The sequence below is a fragment of the Nitrospirillum iridis genome, assembly GCF_014205765.1.
In the GTDB taxonomy this organism is placed as follows: domain Bacteria; phylum Pseudomonadota; class Alphaproteobacteria; order Azospirillales; family Azospirillaceae; genus Nitrospirillum; species Nitrospirillum iridis.
On sequence record NZ_JACIIZ010000005.1, the window covers coordinates 192658 to 215410 of the forward strand.

At 67.2% G+C, this 22753-nt stretch carries 16 protein-coding genes; 7 read left to right on the top strand and 9 right to left on the bottom strand.

What is annotated here, in order from left to right:
- Positions 1 to 56 precede the first annotated feature (56 nt).
- Positions 57 to 1193 (top strand): FAD-dependent oxidoreductase, encoded by a 1137-nt coding sequence (locus FHS74_RS10500; protein ID WP_184800155.1) that lies wholly within the window; start codon positions 57 to 59, stop codon positions 1191 to 1193.
- Here FHS74_RS10500 and FHS74_RS10505 read toward each other — a convergent pair.
- Genes FHS74_RS10505 through FHS74_RS10515 form a run of 3 tightly spaced genes read right to left on the bottom strand, consistent with a single transcriptional unit; the run spans position 1179 to position 5343 of the window.
- Positions 1179 to 2345 (bottom strand): glycoside hydrolase family 99-like domain-containing protein, encoded by a 1167-nt coding sequence (locus tag FHS74_RS10505; protein WP_184800157.1) that lies wholly within the window; start codon positions 2343 to 2345, stop codon positions 1179 to 1181. The genes FHS74_RS10500 and FHS74_RS10505 overlap by 15 nt on opposite strands.
- Positions 2342 to 3826: a glycosyltransferase family 9 protein gene (locus tag FHS74_RS10510; protein ID WP_184800159.1), complete on the bottom strand. Its 1485-nt coding sequence runs from the start codon at positions 3824 to 3826 to the stop codon at positions 2342 to 2344. Before FHS74_RS10510 ends, FHS74_RS10505 begins: the two co-directional genes overlap by 4 nt.
- A complete protein-coding gene (locus tag FHS74_RS10515; RefSeq protein WP_184800161.1) occupies positions 3826 to 5343 on the bottom strand; it encodes a glycosyltransferase family 9 protein in 1518 nt (505 codons plus the stop codon). Before FHS74_RS10515 ends, FHS74_RS10510 begins: the two co-directional genes overlap by 1 nt.
- Before the next feature lie 202 nt (positions 5344 to 5545).
- Here FHS74_RS10515 and FHS74_RS10520 point away from each other — a divergent pair, with 202 nt between their 5' ends.
- Positions 5546 to 7465 (top strand): tetratricopeptide repeat protein, encoded by a 1920-nt coding sequence (locus tag FHS74_RS10520; protein WP_184800163.1) that lies wholly within the window; start codon positions 5546 to 5548, stop codon positions 7463 to 7465.
- A gap of 54 nt (positions 7466 to 7519) precedes the next feature.
- Here the strand turns inward: FHS74_RS10520 and FHS74_RS10525 are convergent, their stop codons facing one another.
- Positions 7520 to 8032, bottom strand: coding sequence for a TIGR00645 family protein (locus FHS74_RS10525; RefSeq protein WP_184800165.1), 513 nt, complete (start codon positions 8030 to 8032; stop codon positions 7520 to 7522).
- Positions 8033 to 8156: 124 nt separating this feature from the next.
- On the bottom strand, positions 8157 to 8939 hold the full coding sequence (locus FHS74_RS10530; RefSeq protein WP_184800167.1) for an EF-hand domain-containing protein: 783 nt from the start codon (positions 8937 to 8939) through the stop codon (positions 8157 to 8159).
- A 467-nt stretch (positions 8940 to 9406) separates the two neighbouring features.
- Here FHS74_RS10530 and FHS74_RS10535 point away from each other — a divergent pair, with 467 nt between their 5' ends.
- From FHS74_RS10535 to FHS74_RS10545, 3 genes are all read left to right on the top strand, one after another.
- The gene (locus FHS74_RS10535) at positions 9407 to 10309 is read left to right on the top strand and encodes an MlaA family lipoprotein (RefSeq protein WP_184800169.1); all 903 of its coding nucleotides are present in this window, start codon (positions 9407 to 9409) and stop codon (positions 10307 to 10309) included.
- Positions 10310 to 10524: 215 nt separating this feature from the next.
- The gene (locus FHS74_RS10540) at positions 10525 to 11073 is read left to right on the top strand and encodes a MarR family winged helix-turn-helix transcriptional regulator (protein WP_184800171.1); all 549 of its coding nucleotides are present in this window, start codon (positions 10525 to 10527) and stop codon (positions 11071 to 11073) included.
- 290 nt (positions 11074 to 11363) lie between these two features.
- Complete coding sequence (locus FHS74_RS10545) at positions 11364 to 11951, top strand: hypothetical protein (protein ID WP_184800173.1); 588 nt, start codon at positions 11364 to 11366, stop codon at positions 11949 to 11951.
- 193 nt (positions 11952 to 12144) lie between these two features.
- Here the strand turns inward: FHS74_RS10545 and FHS74_RS10550 are convergent, their stop codons facing one another.
- Positions 12145 to 12582 (bottom strand): LuxR family transcriptional regulator, encoded by a 438-nt coding sequence (locus FHS74_RS10550; RefSeq protein WP_184800175.1) that lies wholly within the window; start codon positions 12580 to 12582, stop codon positions 12145 to 12147.
- Positions 12583 to 13020: 438 nt separating this feature from the next.
- On the opposite strand from FHS74_RS10550, the gene FHS74_RS10555 reads away from it, so the two are divergent.
- Positions 13021 to 13434, top strand: a complete 414-nt coding sequence (locus FHS74_RS10555; RefSeq protein WP_184800177.1) for a DP-EP family protein — start codon at positions 13021 to 13023, stop codon at positions 13432 to 13434.
- A 256-nt stretch (positions 13435 to 13690) separates the two neighbouring features.
- Here FHS74_RS10555 and FHS74_RS10560 read toward each other — a convergent pair whose 3' ends face one another.
- From FHS74_RS10560 to dnaE, 3 genes are all read right to left on the bottom strand, one after another.
- Positions 13691 to 14161, bottom strand: a complete 471-nt coding sequence (locus FHS74_RS10560; RefSeq protein WP_184800179.1) for a hypothetical protein — start codon at positions 14159 to 14161, stop codon at positions 13691 to 13693.
- A gap of 6 nt (positions 14162 to 14167) precedes the next feature.
- Positions 14168 to 17431, bottom strand: a complete 3264-nt coding sequence (locus tag FHS74_RS10565; RefSeq protein ID WP_184800180.1) for an nSTAND1 domain-containing NTPase — start codon at positions 17429 to 17431, stop codon at positions 14168 to 14170.
- Positions 17432 to 17828: 397 nt separating this feature from the next.
- Positions 17829 to 21323 (bottom strand): DNA polymerase III subunit alpha, encoded by a 3495-nt coding sequence (gene dnaE, locus FHS74_RS10570; RefSeq protein WP_184800181.1) that lies wholly within the window; start codon positions 21321 to 21323, stop codon positions 17829 to 17831.
- Positions 21324 to 21539: 216 nt separating this feature from the next.
- Between dnaE and FHS74_RS10575 the strand changes: the two genes are divergently transcribed.
- Complete coding sequence (locus FHS74_RS10575) at positions 21540 to 22739, top strand: AAA family ATPase (RefSeq protein WP_184800182.1); 1200 nt, start codon at positions 21540 to 21542, stop codon at positions 22737 to 22739.
- Positions 22740 to 22753: the final 14 nt, after the last annotated feature.

Here is a 22753-nt window from a genome sequence, read left to right on the forward strand (position 1 = left end):
CGTTGTTCCAATTAATAATCATGGAACGCCGTTCCAGTCTCTTGAAAGAGCCCCTGATGACAACACCCGTCACCATCGTCGGCGCCGGCCTGGGCGGCTTGGTCCTCGCCCGCGTCCTGCACCTCCACGGCATCCCAGCCACAATCTATGAGGCCGAGGCGGCGGCGAGCGCCCGCACCCAGGGCGGGATGCTGGACATCCACGAACAGGACGGACAACTGGCGTTGAAGGCCGCCGGCCTGCACGACCAGTTCCGCGCCCTGATCCACCCAGGCGGGCAAGCGTCACGGGCGCTGGACCCGCGAGGCAGGGTGCTGCTGGACCATCCCGATGACGGCGCCGGCGGACGGCCCGAGGTGCTGCGCGGCGCGCTGCGGCGCCTCCTGCTGGACAGCCTGCCGGCGGGAACGGTGCGGTGGGGCCGGAAGCTTGCCAGCGTCGCGACCCTGGGCGGCGGGCGGCACACGCTCACCTTCACCGACGGGTCGTCCATGACCGCCAGCCTGCTGGTCGGGGCCGACGGCGCCTGGTCCAAGGTACGGCCACTGCTGTCAGACGCCCGCCCCGTGTACGTCGGCACGACCTTCATCGAGAGCTATCTGGGCGACGCCGACTCACGGCACCCGGCGACGGCCGAGGCGGTGGGCGGCGGGGGGCTGTTCGCGCTGATGCCGGGCCGGGGCATCTTCGCCCATCGCGAGCCGGGCGGCATCCTGCACGCCTACATCGCCCTGAAGCGGCCAGCCGACTGGATCGCCGCCATCGACTTCGCCGACGCCGCCACCGCGCGGACCCGTGTCGCCGCCGAGTTCGAGGACTGGACGCCGGCGCTGACCGCCTTGATCACCGACAGCGACGGCCCGCTGGTGCCGCGCATGCTCCACGCCCTGCCAAACGACCACCGCTGGGATCGCGTGCCCGGCGCGACGTTGCTGGGCGACGCCGCCCATCTGGCCCCGCCGGCGGGCGAGGGAGCCAACCTGGCGATGCTGGACGGCGCCGAGCTAGGGGCCGCCATCGCAACACACCCCGGCGACATCGAGGCGGCGCTGGCCGCCTATGAATCCCGGATGTTCCCGCGCAGCGCGGTGGCGGCCGTGGGCGCGCACCGCATCTTGAATCTCTGTCTCGGTGACGACGCGCCGGCCGGGCTGCTCGACTTCTTCGCGGGCGCGTTCTCACGCCGGGGCTGACAGCTCATCCTCGATCTGGCGGCACAGCGCCGCGATGACGTCGTAATCCACCGCCGGTGACCGGCCGGGCGCCGGTTCGCCCACCCGGGTCAGCGCCACATAGCCGCCCTGGCGGATGCCGTTCGCGGTCTCATCCAGCACGGTGGTGCTGAACTGGGTGGTGGGCTCGATCTGGCTGCGCTGGCGCCAATGGTTCCAGCTGTCGATGAAGACCAGCCGCTCACCTTCCGGGAAATGCTGCGCCACGTGGGTCAGGGCGCCGGCCAGGAAGCGGCGATAGAGCACGGACGAGGTGCTGGCCAGCAGGGTGGCCCCGCCCCGGGGATGGTCGGGCCAGTCGGCATAGTCCAGCACAACCCGGGGGAAGACCTTCCCCCGGGTGGGCCGGTCCACCATGCGGCTGTTCACGAACTGGGCGTAGTTCATGATGGTGTCGTCGAACATGCCGCCGTCGGCCTGCCCCGCCTCCGCCTGCAGGAAGGTGTAGCCGTTCAGCAGCTCCGCCGGCTTGCACGAGCGCCACTGCGCCGGGCTGGGGTCCAGCAAGGCGTCGAAGCCGGCGTCCAGCAGGCCGCCGCGCGCCTCCGCCGCCGTGGCGACGAGGTAGATGCCGCCCAGGCCCGCCGCCTGCGCCGCCCGCCGCAGCAGGGCGACCGTCCGCGCCGGATCGGGCAGCTTGTAGGGCTCGTTCACCACCAGCACCTGGCGCCCATCGGCCACCAGGGGGCTGAAGCCAGAGATGGCCGCCATCAAGGCCGCCGCATCGTCGGCCGCGGCATCCTCATCCAGCAGCGGGGCGGGCGCCGGCGTCCAGCGGAAGGCCAAGCCGAAATCATCGTCGCACCAGGGATCCAGACAATCGGCGCCGGTCAGGTAGCCGTCGGCGAAGCGGTGGCAGTCCAGGACGAAACCGCCGATGCCCGCCGACCGCGCCACCGCCACCACCCGCCCCGCCGCCGCCGCGTCCGCCAGGTCATAGCGGCCCAGCGCCTTGCCCGGTTGCAACAACGGGCTGTGGTGGCGACGGGCGGGATAGGCCGCCAGGGCGGTCTGCCAGGGATCGCCCCCGCCCAGGGCCTGCCACAGCGGGCCGGAAAATTGGAAGCGGGCGTCGAAGAAGGCGAGCACGCGCAGGTTCAGGGGCGGGATCATGCCGCGTCTCCTCGCAGGGGGATGGCGGCGGGGCCGTAGGCCTCCGCCGCCACATCCAGGATGGCCGCCACCAGATCGGCCGGCGACGGGTGATTGTGGCAGTCTGGGCCACTGTCGAGCGGACAGCCCTTGTAGCCGCCGCAGGGGTTGCACGGCCGGGGGGGCGGCGGCAGGCGATAGCCTGGACGCCGGGGCGCATCGGAATTGCCGGGAAAGGTGGGGCCGAACACCGCGACAGTGGGATGGCCCAGGATCTGGCTGGCGAAATGCAGTGGGAAGCTGTCGACGCTGACGATGACGTGATGGTCGCGGATCAGCGCGGCCAACGCGGCCGTGGTGCCTGCGGTGGCCGGGGTCGCGCCATCGGCCACGGTGTCGAGCGCATCCAGCACGGTGACCTGGACGCCCAGGCGCACCAGCGCGCGGACCAATATCCGCCGGTCGTTCACCGGGTAGGTCTTCAACGGCCAGCCGCCGGACATTTGCATCAGCACACGCAAGGGGCGCTGTGGCAGGCCGCAGCGGCTATGCACCGCTGGGGCGCGGCGATACAGCGTGTCATCCAGCGTGGCCACCGGATCGCCCAGGCTGAACCGCGCGTGATCCACTAGGTTGAAGGGCGTACGCGAGTAGGATTTGGAGAATCGGCAATAGACCATGAAGGTGCCGGCCAGAACATCGGCGTCGATGTGCGCCAGACTGTCCAGGAAATAGCGGCCATCCGACATGTCGCCCGTCCGGCTGACGGGCGGAATGTCCAGCACGATGGGCTCCAGCCGGTTGCCGCAATCCTGGAAAATGTCGAGATAGTCGCGGCAGACCACCTGGCGCTGGAAGGCCAGCACGCCCGGAGGCACCAGGCGGGACGCCAGGCTGAAGAACAGCACGTCGCCGGCATGGTTGGGATGGTGGGCGGCGAAGGGCAGCCGGCGCCAGTCGTCCCGGGTGCGGATCAGCCGCACGGCGTTGGCGCACTGCGCGTGCCAAGCGGCCAGGTTGTCACCCAGGATATAACCCTGGGCCGTGATCTTGGGCAGCGGATGGAGGGAGGCCAGTGGCGTCCGGCGGCGGGGCACGATCTGGCCGGTCAGCTGGGACAGCAGTTGCGCATCCGTCGCCGCCCGGTTGGCCGACAACAGGCAGAGGAAGCGACCCAGCCCCTGGTCGAACAGGCTGCGCGGCAGGACGTAGGCGACGGGAAACGTTTCCGCGTCGGTCAGCACAGCGGGACAGCGCAAGGCCTCCCCGCTGCGCAGCAGGGTGGCCAGCCGGCCGCCCCGTGATGCCACCAGGGGGTTGCTGACCACCACGGCGTCGGCATCCGGCACCTCGGCCAGGGTGCGGCGCGCCACCTCCCACACCATGCGTCCCGGGGGCGAGGTGGCGCTGTCCAACAGGTCCCGGGGGGTGAGGGCCCCCATGGAATAGCGGAAATCGAACGATGTCAGCCGCCCGCCCGTGATCGCCACCCCGCCCAACATTATGCGGCGTCACCCTGGGTCACGGCGGCACCCAGGCCGTGCGCCTGGTGCGCGCGGCCATAGGCCTCATGCGCCAATTCCAGGACGGCGGCGACCAGCTGCGCTGGGCGCGGCTGGTTGGTGCATTCCCGGATCATCAGCAGCGGGCAATAGTCCAGACAACCGCAGGGGCCGCAAGGCAAGGCGGGAGCCGGCAGGCGATAGGCTGGGCGCCGGGGCGCGTCGGAATTGCCGGGCGCCGTGCAGCCGAAGACGGCCACGGTGGGATGGCCCAGGACCTGGCTGGCGAAGTGCAGGGGGAAGCTGTCGACGCTGACAAAGACATGATGGTCGGCCAGCAGGGATCTGAGCGCGCTCGTGCTGCCGGCGGTCACCACCGTGGCGCCATCGGCCGCCGCTTCGGGCTGGTCGATGACCGAGACCTCGCACCCCAGATCGCACAGCGCCCGGATCAGCACCCGGCGATCCTTGGCCGGATAGGTCTTGAGATCCCAGCCGCCGGTCAGCTGCATCAGGACCCGCAAGGGGGTCGGCGGCGGACTGGCGCGGTGCTGGGGCTGGCCCAGCGCCGGCGCGCGGTTGTACAGGGTGTCGGCGAAGGTGGCCACCGGATCGCCCAGGCTGAACCGCGCATGGTCGATCAGGTTGAAGGGCGACTTGGCGTAGGCCTTGGAATAGCGGGAAAAAACGATGAACGTCTCCTCCGCCACACCGGGGGGCAGGTGGGCCAGGCTCTCGACGAAATAGCGGCCGTCGCCCACATCGGTGTTGCGGGGCGCCGGCGGAATGTCCAGCACGATGGGTTCCAGCCGGTTGCCGCAATCCTGGAAGATGTCCAGGTAGCTGTGGCATACCACCTGGCGCTGGAAGGCCAGCTGCCCGTCCGGCACCAGCCGCGACGCCAGGCTGAAGAACAGCACGTCGCCGGCATGGTTGGGATGGTGGGCGGCGAAGGGCAGCTGGCGCCAATCGTCCCGCGTCCGCATCAAGGTGACGGCATTGACGCACTGGACCAGCCAGGCCTCCAAGTTGTCGCCCAGGACATAACCTTGGGGCGTGCTTTCCGGCAGGGTTCCGACGGCGCGCAAGGTGCTGGTCCGCCGCGGCACGAAGCCGCCGCCCGTCAGCCGGGACAGGAGCTGCGCATCGGCCGCCGACCGGCTGACCGACAGCAGGCAGAGGAAGCGGCCCAGCCCCTCCTCGAACAGCTGGCGCGGCAGGATGTAGGCGATGGGGAAGGTCGCCTCGTCCGTCACCACCGCCGGGCAGGTCAGCGCCCCCCCCTTCAGCACCAGGCTGGCCAGGCGGCTGCCGCGGATGGGAAGGATGGGATTGCTGACCACCACCGCGTCCGCCGAGGGACAAGCGGCCAGGGTGCGCCGCGCCACTTCCCAGACATAGCGGCCGGGTGGCGAGGTGGCGCTGTCCAGGATGTCGTTGGCCGTCAACAAGCCCGTGGAGAAACGGAAATCGAAAGACTCCACCCCGTCCGCCGTGATCGCCAAGCTGCTCAGCATCGCCGCCCCCACCACACCGAGCGCGGCACCCACCCCCGGCGCGCCATCGGCAAAAATAGATTCAATTGTCGCTACACGGACAAGATGGCCAAAGCAGGCGCGCTATTTCCGCAACCGCCAACGGACGCCGTGCCGTTGGTCCCGTCGGCGCTTTGTCGCCACACTGCAACGATCGGGGGAATATCGGGGGCGGGGCGGCCAGATGACGGCGGTCAGCAAGGAACGGTTGATGGTGTCGCCGGATTTGGCGGCATTGTTCGCACAGGCGCAGCGCCATGACCGCGCCGGACGCCTGGCGGAGGCGGAAAAGCTGTGCCGCGTCATCCTCCGCCGCCTGCCCAATGAAACCTCGGTGCTGTACCTGCTGGGTGTCGTTCTGTGCCGCAGCGGCCGGCTGGAGGATGGCGCCCAGGCGTTGGCCAGCGCGGTGACGTCCCAGCCGGACAACGTCGCCGCCCTGCGCGCCCTGGGCGACGCCTTTCACGAATTGGGCCGCCTGACGGACAGCGCCACCACCTACCAGCGCATCCTGTTCCTGCAGCCGGGCGATGCCGACGCCCATCTGCGCCTGGGCCTGTCGCGGCAGGCCATGGGCGACCTTTCCGGCGCCGTCGCCGCCTTCCGCATGGCCGCCGCCTTGGCACCCGCCGACCCCGAGATCCGCGTCACCCTGGGCATGGCGCTGGAAGCCATCGGCGACAAGGCGGCGGCGCTGACGGCCTATGCCGACGCCATCCGCCGGGACGCGGACAACGCCATGGCTTTTCTGGGCCTGGGCAACGTCCTGGCCGACCAAGGCCGCCCGGCGGACGCCATGGCCGCCTATGCCCGCGCCCTGAATCTGGCGCCCGACTGGCCGGACGCCCTGACCAACCTGGGCCTGCTGCTGCAGGCCGATGGCCGGGTGGAGCAGGCGCTGGCCCTGCACCAGCGGGCCGCCGATCTGGCGCCCGACGCCGCCAACATCCATGTCAACCTGGGGACGGCGCAACAGCTGGCGGGCCAAGGGGCGGCGGCGGTGGACAGCTACCGCCGCGCGGTAGGCCTGGCGCCAGACGAGGCGACCTATCTGTCCAACCTGGGCCAGGCCCTGGCGGAACAGGGCCAGGTGGCGGAAGCGCTGGCCATCCACGCCCAGGCGGCGGATCTGGCCCCGGAAAACGGCGTGGTGCGCTTCAACCAGGCGCTGGCCTGGTTGCTGGCCGGCGACGACGCCCAAGGCTGGCCCGCCTACGCCTGGCGCTGGCGCGGTGGTGTCAGCGACCTGGTGGATCGGGGTTTCCCCGTGCCGGAATGGCGGGGGGAGCCTTTGGCCGGCCGCACCCTGCTGGTGCACGCGGAACAAGGATTGGGTGACACCCTGCAATTCGTCCGCTTCCTGGCACGCCTGCCGAAGGACGGGCATCTGGTGCTGGAGGTGCAGCCGCCGCTGCTCGCCCTGCTGCGCGCCGGGCTGACGCCGCCGGATGTCACGGTGGTGGCCCGGGGGCAGTCCCTGCCCGCCTTTGACCTGCATCTGCCGCTGATGAGCCTGCCGGCAGCACTGGGCATCCAGGACGCCGCGGACTTGGCGGCACCCGTGCCCTATCTGACGGCCGGCGCCGCACGGCCGGCCACTTGGCGCGGTCCCCTGGGCCAGGACGGCATCTCCGTGGGATTGGCCTGGTCGGGCAATCCACGGCACCGGGCGGACCGGCTGCGCAGCATCCCGCTGGCCGCCCTGGCGGCGCCCTTGGCCGGCGTGGCGGGGGTGACGCTGTGCGCGGTTCAGAAGGACCGCCGGCCTGGGGATGCGGAGGTGCTGTCAGCGCTGGGGGTGATGGACGCCCCTCTGGAGGATTTCAGCGAAACCGCCACCTTGCTGGCCGGGCTGGACCTGGTGATCACGGTGGATACGGCGGTGGCGCACCTGGCCGGCGCGCTGGGCCGACCGGTGTGGCTGCTGCTGCCCTTCGCCCCCGACTGGCGCTGGCGCCTGCACCGCGGCGACACGCCGTGGTATCCAAGCATGCGGCTGTTCCGGCAGGAAACGCAGGGGGACTGGATGTCGGTGATCGCCGAGGTGTCGGCGGCGCTGGCGGCCGAGACACCGGATGTGGGCAGAACCATATCGGCGGCCTGAGATTTCAACCCAGGCCGCAAGTCCCGAGCGGAAGCGCCGGAAGCGACGGCGGGATCAATGCCCGCTCGGCATGTTGTGGGCCTTCTCCGTCAGGTAATCCATCAGCGCCAGCAGGACGCCGGAGGCCACGAAGACCACGTGGATGACGGTGGACCACATCAGGTCTCGGTCGCTGTAGTCGCTGACGCTCATGAAGGCGCGCAGCAGCTGGATGCCGGAGATGGCGACGATGGAGGCGATGAGGCGCAGCTTCAGGCCTCCGAAATCCACCTCCCCCATCCATTCCAGGCGATCGGCGTGATTGGCCACGCTGATCTTGGAGACGAAGTTCTCATAGCCGGCGAAGATGACCATCAGCACCAGATTGGCGATCAGCGACAGGTCGATCAGCGACAGCAGGCCCAGGATGATCTCATGGGACGTGGCGTTCGCCAGGTTGGAGATCAGCTCGTACAGCTCATGGACGAATCCGGCCAGCGGCAGCAGCAGGGCCACCACCAGCCCGAGATAGAGGGGGGCGAGCAGCCAACGGCTGGCGAAAAGCACGCTTTCAATCCACCGGTCCATGAGCGTCCTTCCAGGGGCGGTTGGCCAAGGCGACAGGCAAAGGCTTGATGGGGCGACCTTAACCGATTCCGGCGGCGGATTTCGACCGCATTGTCGCCCTGGCCCCTCGGCCCCTGGGGGAGCGCTACATGCCGCCCGGACCACCGCCCATGCCGCCACCGGGGCCACCCATGCCGCCGCCCGGACGACCGCCACCACCCATGCCGCCGCCGGGGCCGCCGCCACGACCGCCGCCGCCGCCCGGCTCCTGCATGGTCAGGTCGACCTTCTCGATCTCCTCCAGCGTCAGCAAGTTGTCATGGTTGGCGTCGATGACCTCGAACAAGGCGCGGGCGTAGGCGCGGAATTCATCGCGGGTGACGCGAAAATCCACGTTGGTGTCAGCCGCCATGATGGGGTCGACCCCGCCGCGGCCACCGCCGCCCATACCGCCCATACCTCCCTCCATACCGCCACCGGGGCCGCCGCCGGGACCACCGCTGGGCGCGCCTTCCGGCGGGGTACCGTCGGGACCACCCTGCCGGGGCGGGCCGCCCGGCGGGCCGTCGTGGCCCAGCTGTGCCATGCGGTCGGCCTGGCGCACCTTTTCCAGTTCGGTGACGTTCAGGGCGCCATCGCCATTCAGGTCATAATGGTTGAAGACGGCATCGGCCTCCGCCTGGAACTCCTCGCGCGACAGCTTGCCGTCCTGGTTGGTGTCCACACGGATGAACCAGGCGCGCAAGGCGACCTTGGCCGCGTCCTCGGACGTGGTGCGCCCCAGCGTCTGGCCCAGCGGCGTGGTCACATTGTAAAAGGTTTTATGGCTGGAGCATGCGGCCGTCAGCACCAGCCCCCCCAGCAGAACCGGACGGATCAGCGCCGAGGGGCGACAGGTCGGGAGGCGGAACGGCGGGGGACGGTGCATCGAATGTTCCTTCACGTTGCGCGGAGCGCGCGGTCACAGTGCGCGGAGCGCGCGGTATCAAGCGGTCCAGACCCGGGCCAGGCACGTGAGGGTCGGTCATGGCGACGGCCCCGGGGAAAGCGGCGGGTGGTCGGTTCTTTCACGCGCCAAGGCAGGCGACCTGTCGGGTTGCGGCTGCCAGGGCGACCCCGCCGACAGCATGGGTTGCCTACCCCCGTTGGTAAACAACGCTTTTACAACATCCCCCAAATGACAAAGCCGCCATGCGCACGCGACAACAGGGCGGATGATTTTCCGATTTTGGCCCGCTGGCCGCGCCGGTATGGTTAAATGGACGGCTGGGGAGACAGGTTCGACCCGGCTCATCCGTATTGAGCATGCGCCCGCATGCACGTGCCCGATGCGGCATCCCGCCCCTGCGGCCGGTTCCGGCCGTTCCTAGTCCCGTTGCTGGAGGCATCCTCCCGATGCTGCGTCCCGGTTTCCCCTCCGTCTCCCCCTCGGCCCGCGCCCCCCGACGCTTCGGTTTGAAGGCGGCCGCCCTGTTGGGCTTGCTGGCCCTGCCCCTGGTGCCGCCAACCGCCGCCCACGCGCAGGAGGCGGCCATGCCCGCCGCCCCGGCTGATGGGGGTGGCGCCAACCGCACCGAGGTCGCCGAGGCCAAGACGGCGGAGGCGCGCGCGGCCATCGCCGCCGCCCAGGAGGAGGACGCCAACGACCCGCTGGAAGGCATGAACCGCGCCATCTTCTGGTTCAACGAAGGCGTGGACACGGTGCTGCTGCGTCCGGCGGCCAAGGTCTACCGCACGGTGATGCCGGACTTCGCCCAGACCGGCATCCGCAACGTGCTGTGGAACCTGCGCTCTCCCCTGACGCTGGCCAACAAGCTGCTGCAGGGTGACTGGGACGGGGCCGAGGTGGCGACGGAGCGGTTTTTCATCAATTCCACCATCGGGCTGGGCGGCCTGGTCGACGTGGCGGGCGATCACGGCCTGACCTACGAGTATGAAAGCTTCGACCAGACCCTGGCGGTCTGGGGCGTGCCGGAGGGTTTCTACCTGATGCTGCCCTTCCTGGGCGCCTCCACCGCCCGCGACGCCGTGGGCTTCGGCGTCGAGGCCTATGCCGACCCGGTGTCGCGCTACCTGGGGAACACCCATGACACCTGGGCCAGCTACACCCGCGCCGGCGTCTACGCCGTGGACCTGCGCGCCCAATACCTGGACGTGCTGGACGACATGAAGCGCAACAGCGTGGACTACTACGCCACCATGCGCTCGCTGTACCGCCAGCGGCAGAACAACTATATCCGCAACGGCAAGGTGGATCCGGACCAGTTCCCCTCCATCCCCGACTACGACAGCAAATAGCCTTTCCCTTTCGAGATAGAGACGGCTTATCCCAAGGGCTGGTGTGCGGGGCGAATCGCACACCAGCCCTTGTGCATTTTTGTCCATGGTGCCAAGGTCATTGTGATCACAAACATGCCGGGCGCCGCGGGTGATCCGCCCGCAATGGTCCCGGTTTTGATTAGTGGGAACAAGACCCCCCGAAGACGGGGTCACGCATGAGGACAGACCCCACCATGCCGCTCACCCGCCCCCAGACGGCGTCCTTGCCGGTCGGCGACCTGACCTTGGACATGGGCCCCCAGCTGGATATGGACCGCTACGTTCCGGCCTTCCTGAACACCATCGCCAACAAGCTGTCCAGCGGCGCCTCCCGCCTGTACTTCAAGCACTTCGGCATCGGGGTGGTGGAGTGGCGCATCATGGTCCATCTGGTGGCGGAACCGTGGTGCACCGCCGCCCGCATCTGCCAGATCATCGGCATGGACAAGGCGGCCGTCAGCCGCAGCTACGCCCTGATGGAGGATCGCGGCCTGATCCAGCTTCGCCCGGCGGAGCCCCGGGGACGCGAGGCCGCCCTGACCGTGGCCGGCCGCGACCTTCACGACCGCATCCTGGTCATGGCCCTGGAACGGGAGCGCCGACTGCTGGCGGACCTGAGCCCGCGGGAGGTCGACACCCTGATCAGCCTGTTGGGCCGATTGCTGGCCCGCATCCCCCACGTCAACGCCTACGACCCCTCGCCCGAGGAATTGGGCGGCACGGCGCCAGAGCGGCCGGCCTGAGGCGCGGCCCCATGCGGCTGTAACAAACAAGCCCAACCACCAGCCAGATTTGGCCCCATCGGGAACACAATCCGGCGTCATCAATATCCGCAGGGCACATCCTGGTACATCCCAAGCCCGCGTACCAAACCACCAAGTTTCACCGAGACCGGAGCCCCAGCGCCGGTAGATGACGCCGCCCCGCCACGGTCCTTGGACCGTGCGGGAACCTTGCCCTGATCTTCGGGGTTGAAGGGCGGTGTGGCGCGCCCCGCCCGGGGCCCGGCTAATCGACGACGAAGGAGATGGACATGCGGATGCATTTGCTTGCGGCCACGCTGTTGGCCACCGGTCTGATCGGCGGCACGGCTTTCGCCCAATCCGTCACTGGCGCGAACGACATTGTCGCCCCGCCCGAGGCCAACGCCCCGCCCCCGGCCCCGATGGGGGATGAGGGCGCCATCGGCCCGGTGACGACGACCACCACAACGTCGACCACCTCTTCCAGCTATCAGGGCACCACGGTCATCGTGCGGCCCAAGGGCATGATGTCCACCGGCACCGGCAAGGTGAACACCGCCATGAAGCCGGGCGACACCGTGCCGAAGCCCGTCTGCCTGGAAGGTACCGACCCGCACGTCTGGACGGCGCCCGTGGTGTTCGGCATGCCGCAGGGCGCCGGGCAGGTGCAGGGCATCGACACCTGGGTGGAAGATCAGGGGGGCAAGTGGGTGATCAAGTCGGCCCTGCGCGCCGGCGAGGGCGACGCCGCCGTCAGCGACCAAGGCCAGGGCGGTTGGGTCGAGGTCAGCACCATGTGCACCGCGCCCGGCGTCACCGACAGTGAGCGGGCGCCCACCCTGCAGGCCGCTTCGGCGTCCCAGGCGGCGATGCGCTGACGCCCCTGAAAAGGCCGTACCCCCGTCCATCCGTGACTATCCGCGTGATATCAGGGGCGGCCTTTCCCGAACACCGTTGAGTGACCGACACTGAGGCCGGCCGCGGTTCCGATGGAACCCGGCCGGCCTCAGCCGTTTGGGGACCGGCATCCGGATGGGCCAGGCAGGCGCCGGCGGTTGCGACCGCGCTCCATCACAGGTCAGCGGCCAGTGTCGGGGTGTTCACTTTCCCCCGAAATATCATTTCCCCAAGCGTGTGGATGCCCAGTTTTTCACGGGCACGCTCCCGATGCTTGCGGACGGTCAGCGGGCTGATGTCCAGCAGACGGGCGATCTCCTTGCTGGTCAAGCCGGCGACGACATGGCGGACCACTTCAGCCTCGCGCGGGCGCAACGCGTCCCAGACCAGCGGATCGGCAGCCGCGATGGCCGGCCCCGGACCGACGGCGGCGCCCGCGTGGGCGATCAAGCGGGCGGTCGAATTGAGCCCCAGCTTGCGCATGATGCTGGAGCGGTGCTTGCGGACGGTCAGTTCCGCGATGTCCAGCTTGGCGGCGATTTGCCCGCTGGACAGGCCACGCCCGATCAGGTCGAGGATTTGGGCTTCACGGTGGGTAAGGGGCGACGACATGTCGGTTGGCTCCCAGGTGGTTCGTGATGGCCGCGACGCTTGGGCGCCAACGGCCCGACCACCATGCCCCTCGTGGGAAGAGTTCTTCCTTCCGTTATCTTTCCCCCAGTTAACATATTGATATAAAATGATAATACGTCACTTAGGTCGCCCTGCGATCCATTCGCGGAAGGGCACCCGGTCTCCCCCCGGGGACGCATATCCTGGGGACGCACCGCCGCCCGTCGACACTCGGCGGCGGTCATTGACCTTCAAACGCGCCGTATCACCCAGCAACGTCTCGCGCCATAGTCCCGCCTTGAACTTTTGCGCGTGTTAATATATAAAATAATCTTATGGAGGGTGTTCTTTGCTGAGGCCCTTGGCTTTAAATCTTTAGCGGTATGTATCTTTTAAATTCGTCTCAATAAACATCGCGCCAAGCTGGAGTCAAAAATCATGACGCAAGCTCGCCAGTACGTCTCCAAAAAGACCTTGCCGATAAAGGTCCACCTCTGTGTGGATAAGAACGCGGCGCCGGGAACCGCGCCGGTATGGTATTTCAACGACATGACCGCTGACGTCATTTCCATAGGCGTCGGGATTCGATACGGCCATATCCAGTTCGAGCTGACGGAGAAGAGCGCGCGATCCTTCATCTTCACCGGCGCGACCATCCAATCAAGCTGCGACGACCTTAAGGTCGCCTGCGTCGAAGAGACTTACATCGTCGTCGACAATGACCAGCAGAATCGAAACCACGTCGGCAAAATCATCCTTACCGTCGCCACCAAGGAAACCGCGTCGGGATCAAGCCCCCTGACCTTCACGTCACCGGACCCTGAAGTCACCAATACGGGTGAAAACGGCTGAGCGCGATGTGGCCGGCATCGCACCCTCAATGTCCTCATCGAGGTGGAAACCGCACCCACGCAAAATTTCAGGACCTACAGAGCGATTGGCACCCCGACGGGTGGTGATTGCTGCAAAACCTGGATGCCAGAAGGCATGATCAGCAAGAAGTACGGGAAGGGGGGAGCGGCGATTAACCAGAACTCCCCGTCCCGCACCTCAACCCGCGACGTTCATCCGACCGAGATTGTCATCATCCGGTCGCCATGAAATCCTCTCAGGCTTTCGTTACAGGAGGGGGCGCCTCCCAATCTCCGGTATTGGTCACCTCGGGGTCCGGGCTCTCAAAGCTATCTTCATCATAGCCATTGCCGTAAGGGGCGACCACGCCATCAAGAGTAGCGACGGTAAACGTGAGGCCACCGACCGTCACGTGATGATTCTCTTGCGTATCTGAAATTATGACACAGTCGTCTGTTATGGATTTTACTTCAAGATCTTCGTACTCGTCGCCGTGATCGTCGCACTTCCTTACCAAGTCAACGTCCAAAAATCTAAATTTGCTTTTTGTATATGAATCCATCTGAAAATTTATTTCAGATGTGGAAATATTTGCCATAATATCTAGATTGTCTCCAGCAACGCCATTATAGTACCATACAAGCTTGGTTAATTTACCCTCATCTACCTGCTGTATGTGGACTATCACATCAACCGCAGACCCTTTAACTGAAACATGATCTGTCATGGTCGCCTAATCCTTCTGGCTGGTTAGAAATTCCTGGAAATCCGGATCCCGATACCCCATCCGTTCCAGGGCGGTGAGACTGGGTGTGGCCCCCTGGCGGTCACCCGCGCACATGGCGGCGCGAACCCAGGGGTCCAGGATGCGAAAATCGGCGCTGGACCGCGCGGCCGCGCGCAGCCTGCTCGCCACTTCCTGGCAAATGCCTTCAGCGGCGGTGGCATCTCCCCGCCGCCGCAGCGCGTCGGCACGGGCCAACTGGATGGCCGACAACCGCGCCTCATCCCACTGATCACGACCGCCCATGCCATCGAGCATTTCCTTAGACCTAGTCAGCATGGTCTCCGCCTGGTCCAGACGGCCATCGCGCATGGACATCCGAGCGCGCAACAGTAGGGCCCAGGCCTGCTGCCGACGCATGGAGGAACCCGCTGCTCCGGCTTTCGTCATCTGGTCGATGTCATACTGGGCCGCCGTCAGCTCGCCGACGGCGACATCCACCTGCCCCAGCGCCAGCGCCGCCTCCACCCGGCCCAACCTCAGGGCAATCCGCTCCGTCAGCCAACGCTGATTGTTGGGCTCCTTGCGTATTATGGCGTCGATCGCTTCGGCGGCCCCGTCGAGCCCGGCCAGCGCCTCGTCCGGCCGGCCCTGCGCCAGCAGCAACGAAGCCTTGAGCTTGTCGGCCAGCGCCATGCGATAGGTCCAGACCGGGGCGGCGGGCTCGGCCGCCTGCAAGCGGTCCAGCACGTCATGCTGCTGATCGTATAGGGTGGTGGCCACCGCCAGACGCCCCCGCTGGGCTTCGGCGTTGGCCAGCCAGGACAGGCTGTTGGCCAACTCGGCGGCCAGCGTCCTATCCTCCGGGCGCCGTTCAAGCGCGCGGCGCTTCAGGGCGATCGACGTCTCGAAGCCGGTCACCGCCGCATCCACCTCCCCCTGCCGCAATTGCAGGGTGCCCAGGCTGCTCAGGGCATAGGACAATTCCACCCAGCCATCGGGCTCCTCCGGCGCCAAGGTCATCCGGCGCTGGGCATGGTCGCGGTACTGGGTGAAGCGCCGCTCGGCCTCATCGATCCGGCCCTGGTCCAGGGCGATCTGCCCATACCAGAAGGCGACGGTGCCCAGGGTCTTCAGCAATTCCGGTTCAACCGGACCTTGGGCCAGATTGGCCCGCAGCAGGGCGTCGGCCCGGTCCAAGGCCTTCAGGGCGGCATCAAGATTGCCCCGGGCGCGATCAACGTCGGCCAGGGTCTGCAAGGCCTTGGCCTGGCGCAAGCGGGAGGCGGCGGGAACCTGGCCGGCATCATCCACCGTCAGATATCCCAGGGCCTTCTGCGCCACCCCGTCCAACACGTCGAGGCGCCCCAGGGGCCGTAATTTCTCAGCCAGGTCGCCCAGCATGTAGTCCACCAGGTCTTCCGCCCCATGCAGGCGCAGGGCGGCGACGCTCTCCGCCTGCCGGGCGCGGAAGCCGAGGAAAAGCGCCACGGCCGCGATCACCGCGAAGGCGACGGAAACCGCCAGCCGCCAGCGGTCGGCCCGGCGCGCCTGGCGGATGGAGGCGGTGATCAACGCCTTCGCCTCCGCGCTCAGGGGCACGGCGGCGCGCGCCAACAGGTCACGCGCCTCCTCCAGCGGCTTGCCGGCGCGCAACAGACGGTCGGCGCGATGGCCCTCCCCCTCCCACTGCCGCGCCAGTCCTTCGAGCTGGCCCCGGGTGCGCAAATCCTGCTGATGGGCGGCGATCCAGGCCACGGCGCGCGGCCATTGCCGCAGCAGCGCCTCATGGGCCACGCCAAAAACCGGTTGCCGGTCGGCGATCAGGCTGACGAACAGCCGCTCCTCCACCAAGGTGCGGACCAGGGTCAATTCATCCTCGTTGGTCAGCGCCGACCACGGCGCGCGCGCGCCGCGCACCGCCCCGTCCGTCGCCCCCGCGACCACGATGCGAGAGAAGACGCGGGGCAGCGCCGACTGGGCCGCCAGTGGAAGGGCGCCCAGGATGGCGTCCGCCCGCCGGCCGATGGCGCCCTCCATGCCGCCCAGCGCCCGATAGGCCGCCATGGTCAGCTCCCGCGCCGGGCTGCGCTGAAGGTAGAGCTGCTGCAGGGTGTACTGCAGCAGGGGCAAGGCGTCGGGGCTGCCGGCCGCGCCCTCGCACAGCAGGTCGTCAAGGTGCTCGCCGGTGGCGGGATCCACCCCGAAGCGGAGGCCGGCGATCTCGGCCGGAAGCCGGATCATCTGGGCGATTTCCGTCCGGCTGGGCGGCGCCAGGTCGAAATGGCCACCCGCCGCCTTGCCCTCCATCAACACCGGTTCCCGCGCCAGGTCGGCATAATAGTCGTTGCGACAGGCGGCGATGACCATGACCTGCCCGCCCCGCGCCAACCGGTCCAGGGCCGTGAGGAAGAGGCCGCGCTGCAGGGCGCCGCCGGTCCCGGGGCTGAACAACGCCTCCAGACGATCGACGAACAGCACAAAGCGGTCGGCGGCCGGAGCGGCGGCCGACGGCATGGGATCGGCGGACGGGGCGCCCTCCCCCGCCGGATTGGCGCTGGCGCCGGGACCATCACCGGTCAGGGCCAGGCCCAAGCTTTCCGCGCTATGGCCGGCGAACAGCGGCCGCCCCTCCCGCTCCAGGTCCAGCAGGGCGCCGCCCAAGGCGGTGGGCAAGGGCACGACACCGACATCGCCCAGGTCAAGGGTCGCGACCGCGGTGACCCGCAAGCGTCCCGGCTCCCGCATCAGCGATGGCAGGAGCCCCGCGAGGATCAGGGAGGTCTTGCCGCTGCCGCTGGCCCCCAGGACAAGCACGAGGGCGCGACCGGCATCGACCTGGGCGGCCAGCGCGGCGCGCAGACGGGCGACGGCGCCCTCGCGACCGAAAAAGACGGCGGCGCGGGCCGCGTCGAACGGGGCGAGGCCGACATAGGGGGACTGCCGGGACCATGTCTCGGCCGCCTCATCCTGGGCGAGGTGGGGGGGGAAGGACACCGGCGCCACGGTGCGATAGCCGCGCTTGCGGATATTCTCGATATACCGGGGGGCGTTGGCGGTGTCGCCCAGAACGCGGCGCAGCTGTGCCACGGCCTTCTGGGCCTGGTTCTCACCGACGACGACCCCGTCCCAACAGCGCCGCAACAGATCGTCCGCGCTCAATATCTTGCCCGGCTCCCGGCACAGGACCAACAGCACGTTCATGGCCCGCGGCTCGATCTGGACGTCGACCTCCTCCCCCACCCGCCGCAGGGCGCAGGCCCGAACGTCCACCTTCCAGTCCCCAAATTGGAAGTGTTCGACTTTCAATTCCCATTCCTTGCGACCGGATAGGGCGATCCCCAGAGAAAGGGGATCCAGAGGGGGGGATTTCCTCCTCCTGCCTAAACGTGTTAATCGCAAAGGATGTCTCACGAAGCTATTCCCGCGATCAAGGCCCGGCACACGCCCGCCTTTGGCCGGACCGAGAATCCCGCCATTTATCTAGTTTTGGTTGCACATCAAGATATTAAGACACGCCCCGCCTTTGGGGGGACGGTCGCCACCGCAGGAAACGACACCAGCAATGGGCAGGGGGAGTGTGTCCGCCGCCGGCCCCCGTCACCATACCCTTGAGGGCGTACCGTTCCGGAGGGGGCGGTTGAGCGGTCCGGGTCAACCGCCGTTGCTATCAGATGTCCTGGACGTCGAGCACACCGGGGATGGAGCGCAGGGCGGAGCGGCTGGCGCTGCTGATCTGATAGGCCTGGGGAAGCACCACCTCCACCTCGAGGCGGTCCACCTCCACCATCAGGTGGATCTTGCCGCGGCCCGCCGGCAGGCGCTTCAACACCGTCTGCAGGCCCGCCACCGGTTCCTCATCCTTCAAGGTCACCCGCAGGCCCGAGGCCACCTTGGCGATCTCATCCTCCAGCAGCTGGACACCGCTGCCGGTCAGGCGCAACTCCTCCCCGTTCTGCTGGACGTCCACCGTCATGATCACGGCCTTGCCCGGCTCCAGATGTTCGCGCGCCGGTGCCAGCGCCTCGGAGAAAAGGGTCACCTCATAGACGCCGGACGCGTCCGACATGCCGATGAAGGCGAAGCGGTTGCCGCTCTTGGCCGTGCGCTCCTGCCGCGCCACCACGATGCCCGCCATGCGGAAGCGGGTGGAGCCGCCACCCCGGGCGACGATGCCCGGCAGATCGGCGAAGCGCACCACCTTCAGCTTGGCCAACGGGGACGCGAAGGCGTCCAGCGGGTGGGCCGACAGGTAGAAGCCGATGGCCTCGAACTCATGCCGCAGCTTTTCCAGCGGTTCCCAGTCCACCACCCGGGGCAGCTCGGGCGCCTTCAACGGCGCCGACGCGCCAAACAGGCTGTTCATGCCGCTTTCCCGCTCCGCCGCCTCGGCCTGAGCATAGCGCAGCATAATTTCGATGGCGGAATGAACCTGGTGGCGGTTGGGGACCAGGCTGTCGAAGGCACCGGCGGCGGCCAGGTTTTCCAGCTGGCGCTTGTTGATGACCTTGTTGTCCAGGCGGCGGGCGAAATCGAACAGGTCGCGGAAGGGGCCGTTGGCGTCCCGCTCCGCGATCACCGCCGCCATGGCGGGACCGCCCACCCCCTTGACCGCCGCCAGGGCGTAGCGCACCGCGCCGTCGCCATTGGGCAGGATCTCCACGCGGAAGATGTCGCCCGAGCGGTTGATGTCCGGCGGCAGCAGCTTGATCCGCAGGCGGTCCAGTTCCTGGCGGAACTGGTTCAGCTTGTCGGTGTTGCCCAGGTCCAGCGTCATCGACGCCGCCATGAACTCCACCGGATAGTTGGCCTTGAGGTAGGCCGTCTGATAGGCGATGAGGGCGTAGGCCGCCGCGTGCGACTTGTTGAAGCCATAGCCCGCGAACTTGTTCACCTGATCGAAGATCAGGCCGGCCTGATCCGCATCGACCCCGCGCGCCGTGGCGCCGTCGACGAATTTGGACCGCTCCTTCTCCATCTCCTCCTTGATCTTCTTGCCCATGGCGCGGCGCAGCAGGTCGGCGCCGCCCAGGCTGTAGCCCGCCAGAACCTGGGCGATCTGCATCACCTGTTCCTGGTACACCATGATCCCGAAGGTTTCCTTCAGGATGGGCTCCAGCGAGGGATGCATGTAGTCGGGCTCCTCCTGCCCGTCCTTGACCTTGATGTACTTGGGGATGTTGTCCATCGGGCCCGGCCGGTACAGCGAGACCAGGGCGATGATGTCCTCGATGCGGTTGGGCTTCATGCGGCGCAGCACGTCGCGCATGCCCGAACTTTCCAGCTGGAACACGCCCGACGCCTCGGCCCGGCCCAGCAGGCGGTAGGTCTTCTCGTCGTAGAGGTCGATGTTCAGCAGGTCCAGGTCCGGCTGGCGCGGCCGGATCAGCTCCACCGCCTTCTGCAGCACGGTCAGGGTCTTCAGGCCCAGGAAGTCGAACTTCACCAGGCCGGCCAGTTCGACATACTTCATGTTGAACTGGGTGACCGGCATGTCGGAGCGCGGATCGCGGTACAACGGCACCAGCTGGTCCAGCGGGCGATCACCGATCACCACGCCGGCGGCGTGGGTGGAGGCGTGGCGGTACAGGCCTTCCAGCTTCAGCGCCACGCCGATCAGGCGGTCCACCGTCTCATCCTGGCGGCGCATCTCCTGCAACAGCGGCTCACCATCCAGGGCCTGCTGCAGGGTCACGGGGTTGGCCGGGTTGTTGGGCACCATCTTGCAGATGCGGTCGACCTGGCCGTAGGGCATCTGCAGCACGCGCCCCACGTCGCGCAGCACGGCGCGGGCCTGCAGCTTACCGAAGGTGATGATCTGGGCCACGCGGTCATGGCCGTACTTGGCCTGGACGTAGCGGATGACCTCGTCGCGGCGATCCTGGCAGAAGTCCACGTCGAAGTCGGGCATGGACACGCGTTCGGGGTTCAGGAAGCGCTCGAACAGCAGGCCGAAGCGGATGGGGTCCAGGTCGGTGATCAGCAGCGACCAGGCGACCAGCGAACCGGCACCGGAGCCACGGCCCGGCCCCACGGGGATGCCGTTGTCCTTGGCCCATTTGATGAAGTCCGACACGATGAGGAAGTAGCCGGGGAACTTCATCCGCTCGATCACGGACAGTTCATAGTCCAGGCGCTCGCGGTAGCGCTTCTCCGTCTCCGCCTGGGCCTCCTCGTCCATCTCGGGGGTGTAGACATAGCGGTTCAGGCGGAAGGTCAGGCCGTCATGGGCCTGGGCGTGCAGTTCCTGCGCCTCCGTCCTGCCCTCCACCGTGGGGAAGTTGGGCAGGATGGGGTTGATCTTGCGCGGCATGTAGGCGCAGCGCTGAGCGATCACCACCGTGTTGTCCACCGCCTCCGGCAGGTCGGCGAAGAGATCGCGCATCTCCCGCGCGCTCTTGAAATAATGGTCGGCCGTCAGGCGGCGCCGGTCATCCTGCATGATGAAGGCGCCGTCGGCGATGCACAGGAGGGCGTCGTGCGCCTCGTACATGTCGGCGGTGGCGAAGAAGCAGTCGTTGGTGGCGACCAGCGGCAAATCATGGGCATAGGCCAGATCCACCAGCGGGCCCTCGATGCGCAGTTCGGCCCGGCCGATGGGGCTGTCCTTGTCATGCCGCATCAGCTCGACATAGAGGCGGCCGGGGAACAGGCGCTTCAGTTCCAGCAGCAGCTCGGTCGCGGCCGGCGCCTGCCCTTCCAGCAGCAAACGCCCCACGCCGCCATGCAGGCCGCCGGTGAGCGCGATCAGGCCATCGGTGTGACCGTCCAGCGCCGCCATGGAGACCTGGGGCTCCAGCCCCGGCTCCGTCTCCATGTAGGCCTTGCTGATCAGCTCCATCAGGTTGGCGTAGCCCTGCGCGTTCTGGGCCAGCAGCACCAGCTGGTCGGCGCCGAAGGTGCCGGGGCGTTGGGAGCCGCGCGTGGTGGCGGCCGGGCCCCAGCGGGTGATCCACATCTGGCAGCCGACGATGGGCTGCACGCCGGCGTCCGACGCCGCCATGGCGAATTCCAGGCTGCCGAACAGGTTGCCCGTATCGGTGACGCCCACCGCCGGCATGCCGTTCTTGGTGCACAGCTTCACCAGCTCCTTCACCTTGATCGCCCCTTCGGACAGCGAATAGGCGGAGTGGGTGCGCAGGTGGATGAAGCCGGGATGGGACATGGGGCGAGAGGTTCCGGATAAGGGCCAAGGCGGCAGTCTACGAAGGTGACGGCGACCGCGTCACCTGTCCTGTCGTGCCCAAGGCGCTCGTTCTAGGGTTTGTAGCGAGTTTACACTTTTATAGGGACAATTCACTATAACTGCCTAAACTCTCTTGAAATGAGACTTTATCCGTTTATAGTAAGATTCCGCTATAAATGCCTAAGGTCACTCAAAATGGACCTCGTACGGAATCCCTACGCCCCAGGTGCTGGCACCCCGCCGCCGGAACTTGCGGGTCGTGCGGATGTCATTTCCAGCGGGGCCGTCGCCTTGCAACGAACCGCCCTCGGCCGCCCCGCTCAAAGTCTTATTCTGGTTGGGCTGCGGGGAGTTGGCAAAACCGTGCTTCTCAACAAGCTCAACGACGAAGCCGAGAGCCTGAAGTTCAAGACGGCGTTTATTGAAGCGCACGAAGGAAAATCACTGCCAGAACTGCTTGCCCCCAGCCTTCGCACCATTCTCTATTCCCTGAGCCTGGTTGACGGTGCGGTGGAAAAAGCTCGGCGAGGCCTCCATGGCTTGAAGGGCTTCCTGAATGGCCTCAAGGTCACCATAAGCGATATCGATTTCGGACTAACAATAGGGCCTGAACCGGGCCTGGCTGATAGTGGGAATATTGAAGCCGATCTTCCCGATCTTATCGTGGCGATTGGTGAGGCCGCCAAAGCGGCGAACCGCCCTGTGGCCCTTTTCATCGACGAGATGCAATACTTGGATGAGCGTGAGTTCAGCGCCCTGATCATGTCCATGCATCGCGCCAGCCAACGGCAGTTGCCCATCCTGCTGGTGGGGGCCGGCCTGCCGCAGATCGTCGCCCTGGCGGGCAATTCCAAATCCTATGCGGAACGACTTTTCCGCTTTCCGGAAATCGGCGCGCTGGCGGCGGAGGAGGCGATGCTGGCCATTCAGAAGCCGGCCCACGAAGAAGGCGTGACTTTCACCCAAGCGGCAATGGACGCGATCTTGAAGGATACGGAACGGTATCCGTACTTCCTTCAGCAATGGGCCTATGAGGCGTGGAATGTCGCCCAGGGTGACACCATCACCGACGTCGATGCGCGCAAGGCCCGGGATCTGGCGATCGCGGAGCTGGACCAAAGCTTTTTCAAAGTCCGCTTCGATCGCTGTACCCCCGCGGAGCGCCGCTATATGCGGGCATTGGCCGACTTCGGGCATGGCAAGCACCGTTCCGGTGACATCGCCGAAAAGTTAGGCGTCAAGGTGACGTCCGTGGCCCCGGCGCGCAACGCGTTGATACGCAAAGGCATGATCTATTCACCATCACATGGTGACACCGCTTTCACGGTCCCCTTGTTCGACGACTACATGCGGCGGGTCATGCCGGATATGAAAGCCGCGCTGGGGAATGTCTGAATTCCCCAAAACCT

Bases quoted from the DNA above. Each gene is read 5' to 3' on its own strand.
- FHS74_RS10500 (WP_184800155.1), top strand. From the start codon at position 57: ATGACAACACCCGTCACCATCGTCGGCGCCGGCCTGGGCGGCTTGGTC.
- FHS74_RS10505 (WP_184800157.1), bottom strand. From the start codon at position 2,345: ATGATCCCGCCCCTGAACCTGCGCGTGCTCGCCTTCTTCGACGCCCGC.
- FHS74_RS10510 (WP_184800159.1), bottom strand. From the start codon at position 3,826: ATGTTGGGCGGGGTGGCGATCACGGGCGGGCGGCTGACATCGTTCGAT.
- FHS74_RS10515 (WP_184800161.1), bottom strand. From the start codon at position 5,343: ATGCTGAGCAGCTTGGCGATCACGGCGGACGGGGTGGAGTCTTTCGAT.
- FHS74_RS10520 (WP_184800163.1), top strand. From the start codon at position 5,546: ATGACGGCGGTCAGCAAGGAACGGTTGATGGTGTCGCCGGATTTGGCG.
- FHS74_RS10525 (WP_184800165.1), bottom strand. From the start codon at position 8,032: ATGGACCGGTGGATTGAAAGCGTGCTTTTCGCCAGCCGTTGGCTGCTC.
- FHS74_RS10530 (WP_184800167.1), bottom strand. From the start codon at position 8,939: ATGCACCGTCCCCCGCCGTTCCGCCTCCCGACCTGTCGCCCCTCGGCG.
- FHS74_RS10535 (WP_184800169.1), top strand. From the start codon at position 9,407: ATGCTGCGTCCCGGTTTCCCCTCCGTCTCCCCCTCGGCCCGCGCCCCC.
- FHS74_RS10540 (WP_184800171.1), top strand. From the start codon at position 10,525: ATGCCGCTCACCCGCCCCCAGACGGCGTCCTTGCCGGTCGGCGACCTG.
- FHS74_RS10545 (WP_184800173.1), top strand. From the start codon at position 11,364: ATGCGGATGCATTTGCTTGCGGCCACGCTGTTGGCCACCGGTCTGATC.
- FHS74_RS10550 (WP_184800175.1), bottom strand. From the start codon at position 12,582: ATGTCGTCGCCCCTTACCCACCGTGAAGCCCAAATCCTCGACCTGATC.
- FHS74_RS10555 (WP_184800177.1), top strand. From the start codon at position 13,021: ATGACGCAAGCTCGCCAGTACGTCTCCAAAAAGACCTTGCCGATAAAG.
- FHS74_RS10560 (WP_184800179.1), bottom strand. From the start codon at position 14,161: ATGACAGATCATGTTTCAGTTAAAGGGTCTGCGGTTGATGTGATAGTC.
- dnaE (WP_184800181.1), bottom strand. From the start codon at position 21,323: ATGTCCCATCCCGGCTTCATCCACCTGCGCACCCACTCCGCCTATTCG.
- FHS74_RS10575 (WP_184800182.1), top strand. From the start codon at position 21,540: ATGGACCTCGTACGGAATCCCTACGCCCCAGGTGCTGGCACCCCGCCG.